Raw genomic sequence first — 4,891 nt, forward strand, 5'->3', positions numbered from 1 at the left:
GACGCCTGGCGTGGACGCATGGCCGCGCGCATCGAAGCGTCCGTGCCGTCGCCATCGTCGCGGTTCGTGCGCGCACTCGCACTGGGCGACACGCGCGGGCTGCAGGAAGCCGACTGGACCACGTTGCGGGCAGCCGGGCTGACCCACCTGATCGCGATCTCGGGTTTCCACGTGGGCCTGGTCGCCGGCTTCTTCGCGCTGATCGCCGCCGGCGCGTGGTGGTTGCTGCCGCAACTGGGCCGGCGCCTGCCGCGCATGCATGCAGCCGCCATCGCCGCACTGCTCGGTGCGATCGCCTATGCCGCCGTGGCCGGCTTCGCGTTGCCCACCGTGCGCACCGTCCTCATGATCGGCGTGGTGGTGCTTGCGCGCCTCCTGCGCCGCGCGCACGACATCGTCGACGCGCTCGCGCTCGCGGCCATCGCGATCCTGCTGGCCGATCCGCTGGCAGTGCTGGCCCCGGGCTTCTGGCTCAGTTTCGGTGGCGTGGCGTGGCTGGTCTGGTGCCTGCCGGACGATGCCGGCACCGGAGCTGCCCGAGAAGGCGGCCGCTGGCGCAATGTGCTGCGGGGATTCCTCGGCGCACAGGCGGTGGCGACGATCGGCCTGTTGCCGTTGACGGTGATGCTGTTCGGCCAGGCCTCGCTGGCCGGCCCCCTGGCCAACCTGGTCGCTATCCCGTGGTGGAGCCTGGTGGTGGTGCCGCTGGCGCTGCTCGGGACCGCCGCCGAAGCGATGCACGTGGGCAGCGGCACCTGGCCATGGCGACTCGCCGCCTGGGCGTTCGACCTGACGTGGCCGGGTTTCGAATGGCTCGCGGGCAGCCCGCTGTCGCTGTTGTGGTTGCCGCAGCCCGAATGGTTCGCGGTGCCGCTCGCGCTGGCCGGAGCGGCGTGGCTGCTGCTGCCGCGCGGCGTGCGCGGCAAGCCGCTGGCACTGCTGTTGTGGCTGCCGTTGTTGTGGCCGCAGCGTGACCTGCCACCCGAAGGCAGCGCGGACGTCATCGTGCTCGATGTCGGCCAGGGCCTGTCGGTGCTTGTGCGCACGGCGAATCACACGTTGCTCTACGACATGGGCCCGGCACGGCCGGGCGGATTCGATGCCGGCGCCGGCACGGTCGTGCCCGCGCTGCATGCACTGGGCGTGCGCCGCCTGGACATGGCCGTGGTCAGCCACGGCGACAACGACCACGCCGGCGGCTACGCCTCCGTCATGCAATCGTTCCCGGCAGGCCTGGTGTTGATGCCCGACGGAATGTTGGAGCGGCGGAAGCCGCGATTGCCTCGATTCGCGGCTTCCGCCGCTCCCACGGATTGCCGCTCGGGGCAATCGTGGACCTGGGACGGCGTGGCGTTCCGCTTCCTGCATCCGCCGCGGTACTTCCCGTACCTGGACAACGAATCGAGCTGCGTGCTGAAGGTCGAAGCCGGGCAGGGCTCGGCACTGCTGGCGGGCGACATCGGCGAGGTGGTGGAACGCGGGCTCGTCCGGCGTGAAGGCGCAAGCCTGCGGTCGGACGTCGTCCTGGTCGCGCACCATGGCAGCAAGGGCTCGTCCGACCCTGCATTCGTGGCAGCGGTCGACGCCCGCCTGGCGCTGGTCTCGGCCGGACACGACAACCGCTTCGGGCACCCGGCGCCGGAGATCGTGGCGCGGTGGGAGTCCTCGGGCGCCCGGATCGCCGCCACGCCCGCCACCGGCGCCCAGCGCGTCCGCCTCGGCCCGCGCGGCATCGCCTTCACGGCGGAGCGCAAGGCTCGGCGCAGGTTGTGGGATGCGGCTATCCTAGCGGCCGGACCTGATGCGTGGAGAGAACCGGGTGCTGGAACTGGTGAAGGCGGGCGGCTGGCCCATGATCCCGCTGCTGTTGCTGTCGGCCGCCGGGCTGGCGATCATCGTGGAGCGGTTCTGGTCCCTGCGGGCCAGGGTGGTGATGCCGCCGGGCCTCGGTGACGAAGTCCGCGCCTGGGTCGCCCGCGGCGGCGCCCTCGACCCGAACCACATCGAATCGCTGCGCCAGACCGCACCCCTGGGGGCATTGCTGGCCGCCGCGCTGGACGTGCGCAACCGCCCGCGCGAGGAGATCCGCGAGCGCATCGAGGACGTCGGCCGCCACCTCGTGCACCGCATGGAGCGCTACCTCAACACCCTCGGAACGATCGCCGCCGCCGGTCCGCTGCTGGGCCTGTTCGGCACCGTCGTCGGCATGATCCAGATGTTCCTGGGCATCCTCGACCATGGCGTGGGCGACGTGAACCAGCTCGCCGGCGGCATCGGCAAGGCGCTGGTGTGCACCGCCGCCGGCATGATCGTGGCGATCCCGGCGCTGATGTTCCACCGCTACTTCCGCGGCCGCGTCGCCGAATACATCGTCGACATGGAACACGAAGCCATCGCGCTGCTGGACACCCTCGGCCCGAACCGCTGATGCGCATCCGCGACTTCCGCGAAGACGACACGCCGGAGATCAACCTGATCCCGCTGATCGACGTCGTCCTGTGCCTGATCATCTTCTTCGTGGTCACCACCACCTTCGAGAGCCGCTCGGTGCTGAAGCTGCAGCTGCCGCGCGCGCAGGGCGAGACCGCGCAGACCGAGACCACGGTGCTCGACGTGCTGGTCAATGCCGACGGACGCTATTTCGTCGGCGACCGCGAATCGCTGCGCACCGACCTGGAGTCGCTCAAGCGCACGATAGTGGAAGTCGCCGGCGAAGACCGCGAGCGCCGCGTGCTGCTGCGCGCCGACGCGCGCACCCCGCACCAGGCCGTGGTGACCGCGCTGGACGCGCTCGGCCAGCTCGGCTTCCGCGACATTTCCATCGGCACCGCGCCGGAGCCGGCGCAATGAGCGCACAGCCAGCGCCGAAGAAGAAGTCCGGCGCCTGGGCCGCCTACCGCCGCCTGCTGGGCTACACCTCGCCGTACTGGATGCTGCTGGTGGCCGCCGGCATCGCGATGGTGGTCGAGGCCGTCGCCGGCGGTCTGTTCGTGCAGCTGATGGACCCGCTGGTCAACCGCGGCTTCGTCAATCCCGAGCCGCGCATGGCGGTGATCCTGCCGCTGCAGATCATCGGCCTGTTCGTGCTGCGCGGCGTGGCCGGCTACATCACCGATTACGGCATGGCCCGGGCCGGACGCAGCATGGTCCGCGACCTGCGCAACCAGATCATCGGCAAGTACCTGCGCATGCCCAGCAGCCACTTCGACATCGAATCGGTGCCGTCGATGGTCAGCCGCCTGAACTTCGACACCGAGCAGGTCGCCCAGGCAGGCACCGACGCGGCCAAGGCGATCGTCACCGACAGCCTGACCATCGCCTACATGCTCGGGCTGATGCTGTACGTCAGCTTCAAGGTGACGTTCGCCGTGCTGCTGGTGGTACCGCTGATCGGCGTCGTGGTCTGGTACGTAGGCCGCCGCTATCGCCGCATCAGCCGCGGCATCCAGGAAGACATGGGCCGCCTGGCCCAGGCCGCCGAGCAGTCGCTGGCCTCGCAGCAGGACGTCAAGGTCTACGGCACCCAGGCCTTCGAGCAGTCGCGCTACGCGGCGCTGGCCAACCGCGTGCTGCGCCTGAACGTGAAGGTCGAGGCCACCCGCGCCGGCAGTTCCGCGCTGGTGCAGATGCTGGCTGCGTTCGCACTGGCCGCGATCATCGCCGTGGCCACCCGCCAGGCCCTGGTCGGCGAGCTCGATGCCGGCCAGTTCGTGCAGCTGATGATGGCGATGATGGCGATCATCCCCTCGATGCGCCGGCTGACCAACGTGCAGGCGGTGATCGGGCGCGGCGTGGCCGCGGCCGAGCGCCTGTTCGCTGTGCTCGACGCGCCCGAGGAGAGCGATGCCGGCAAGGCCGCATTCGCCGGCGAGCGCGCCCGCGGCGACCTGGTGTTCGACAACGTCTCGCTGCGCTATTCGCGCGAAGACGCGCAGACCGGTTACGCCCTGCAGGACATCAGTTTCAGCGCGCGGCCCGGCACGGTGACCGCGATCGTCGGCCGTTCCGGCAGCGGCAAGACCAGCCTGGTGCGGCTGGTGCCGCGCTTCTACGAACCCAGCAGCGGCCGCATCACCCTGGATGGCGTGGACCTGGACCAGTACCGCCTGGCCGACCTGCGCCAGCAGATCGCCCTGGTCGGGCAGCGGGTGATGCTGTTCGACGACACCATCGGCGCCAACATCGCCTACGGCACGCAGGCCGATCCGCAGCGCCTGCGCGCGGTGGCCGAAGCGGCCAACGCGTGGGAGTTCATCGAGCGCCTGCCGCAGGGCATGGACACACCGGTCGGCGAGAACGGTGCCTTGCTCTCCGGCGGCCAGCGCCAGCGCCTGGCGATCGCGCGCGCGATGCTCAAGGACGCGCCGATCCTGATCCTCGACGAAGCCACCGCAGCGCTGGACACCGAATCCGAGCGACTGGTGCAGGACGCGCTCGAACACCTGATGCCCGACCGCACCACGCTGGTCATCGCGCACCGGCTGTCGACCATCGAACATGCCGACCAGGTGCTGGTGCTCGACCACGGCAAGCTGGTGGAGCAGGGCACCCACGCCGAACTGCTGGCGCGCGATGGCCTGTACGCGCACCTGCACCGCATGCAGTTCCGCGAGCCGGGCCAGGCATGAGCGCGAAGCGGGCACCGCCGCCTTGGTGGTACGACAACGCGCGCGAGCCGCCGTTCATGGCGCGCCTGCTGGCGTCGCTGTACGGCACCAGCGTGCGTGCGCGCCTCGGGCTCTATCGCCGGCGCCTGCTGCCGCAACTCAAGGCGGGCGTGCCGGTGGTCGTGGTCGGCAACATCGTCGCCGGCGGCGCCGGCAAGACGCCGCTGGTGATCGCTGTCGTCGAGCGCCTGCGCGCGGCCGGCTACACCCCGGGCGTGGCCACC

Annotated in this window: 5 protein-coding genes; all 5 read left to right on the forward strand. The window is 70.7% G+C overall.

The window, feature by feature from the left end:
* A partial coding sequence (locus QAA18_RS06245; protein WP_279411963.1) for a DNA internalization-related competence protein ComEC/Rec2 occupies positions 1–1,953 on the forward strand: 1,953 nt, incomplete at its 5' end.
* Positions 1,853–2,428 (forward strand): MotA/TolQ/ExbB proton channel family protein, encoded by a 576-nt coding sequence (locus QAA18_RS06250; protein ID WP_279411964.1) that lies wholly within the window; start codon positions 1,853–1,855, stop codon positions 2,426–2,428. The genes QAA18_RS06245 and QAA18_RS06250, both read left to right, overlap by 101 nt.
* Complete coding sequence (locus QAA18_RS06255; RefSeq protein WP_279411965.1) at positions 2,428–2,850, forward strand: biopolymer transporter ExbD; 423 nt, start codon at positions 2,428–2,430, stop codon at positions 2,848–2,850. Before QAA18_RS06250 ends, QAA18_RS06255 begins: the two co-directional genes overlap by 1 nt.
* Positions 2,847–4,628, forward strand: coding sequence for a lipid A export permease/ATP-binding protein MsbA (gene msbA / locus QAA18_RS06260; protein ID WP_279411966.1), 1,782 nt, complete (start codon positions 2,847–2,849; stop codon positions 4,626–4,628). Before QAA18_RS06255 ends, msbA begins: the two co-directional genes overlap by 4 nt.
* The coding region (locus QAA18_RS06265; RefSeq protein ID WP_279411967.1) for a tetraacyldisaccharide 4'-kinase at positions 4,625–4,891 on the forward strand (267 nt) is incomplete at its 3' end. The genes msbA and QAA18_RS06265, both read left to right, overlap by 4 nt.

It is taken from the genome of Luteimonas sp. 8-5, from assembly GCF_029763755.1.
Classification (GTDB): Bacteria; Pseudomonadota; Gammaproteobacteria; order Xanthomonadales; family Xanthomonadaceae; genus Cognatiluteimonas.

Coding starts and splice junctions, on each gene's coding strand:
- QAA18_RS06250 (WP_279411964.1), top strand. CDS start 1,853: ATGATCCCGCTGCTGTTGCTGTCGGCCGCCGGGCTGGCGATCATCGTG.
- QAA18_RS06255 (WP_279411965.1), top strand. CDS start 2,428: ATGCGCATCCGCGACTTCCGCGAAGACGACACGCCGGAGATCAACCTG.
- msbA (WP_279411966.1), top strand. CDS start 2,847: ATGAGCGCACAGCCAGCGCCGAAGAAGAAGTCCGGCGCCTGGGCCGCC.